General features: G+C 46.6%; 1 protein-coding gene and 1 pseudogene. Both read right to left on the bottom strand.

The window, feature by feature from the left end:
- Positions 1-232 (bottom strand): annotated as a pseudogene (locus R7190_RS25995) (two-component sensor histidine kinase); the annotation flags it as partial.
- Complete coding sequence (locus tag R7190_RS25990; protein WP_005487426.1) at positions 225-917, bottom strand: heavy metal response regulator transcription factor; 693 nt, start codon at positions 915-917, stop codon at positions 225-227. The pseudogene R7190_RS25995 and the gene R7190_RS25990, both read right to left, overlap by 8 nt.
- Positions 918-969 lie beyond the last annotated feature (52 nt).

Genomic DNA, 969 nt, shown 5'->3' with positions numbered 1-969 from the left:
TGTAGAGCGTGCTGTTATTCGCTTGCTTGAACACATCCTCTGGCGAGCGTTTTAACTCGTTCTCAATGGCATTGAACTTACTGGAAATATAGCTGAAATCTTGCGAATAAAAGTGGCGCTCAATGGCGTACTGTAGGATGAAAGCCAAAGAAAAATAGGTCACAAACGTCATACTAACAAACATCAGCACGAGCTTGTTTTTCATGGAAAAAGGCAGCGAGAACTTAGGCATCACGACTCTCTTCGAGTTTGTAGCCCATCCCTCTGACAGTGTGAATCAGAGGTTTATCGAACGGTTTGTCCACTTTGCTACGCAGACGTTTGACCGCCACATCAATCACATTGGTATCGCTGTCAAAGTTCATATCCCACACTAACGACGCAATGGTGGTACGTGAAAGCACTTGGCCAGTTTTGCGCATCAACAACTCAAGCAGAGCATATTCTTTGGCGGTAAGCGACATCGACTGCCCCGCGCGCGTGGCAACGCGTTTGATCATATCAAGTTCTAAATCTGCCACACGTAATGTTTGCGGCGATGCGACCACTTGCGCGGCAATATGATGACGAAATACGTTTTGAACACGCGCCAGTAGCTCTGCAAACGCGTAAGGTTTTACCACATAGTCATTGGCACCCAGCTCAAAACCGCGCACGCGATCTTCCACTTGCTCCTTCGCTGTCAGCATGATCACTGGAGTGTGAATCCCACTACTGCGCAATGTGTTAAGCACCTGCCAACCATCGAGTTTAGGCAACATAATGTCGAGGAGGATTAAGTCATATTCTTCACTGGTAGCGTGATAAAGCCCATCGACCCCATCATGCACTAAATCCACCACATACCCAGATTCAATCAAACCTTTTTGCAGATATTCTCCGGCTTTGTGCTCATCTTCGACGATCAATATTTTCAACTTTACTTACCTAGTGTGTTAGCGGGAGGATGAGAACCCAGTATAAAGCTCG

The sequence above is a fragment of the Vibrio sp. 1078-1 genome, from assembly GCF_033340475.1.
The sequence above is the reverse complement of the archived record's forward strand: the minus strand, read 5'-3'. Positions and strand labels throughout refer to the sequence as shown.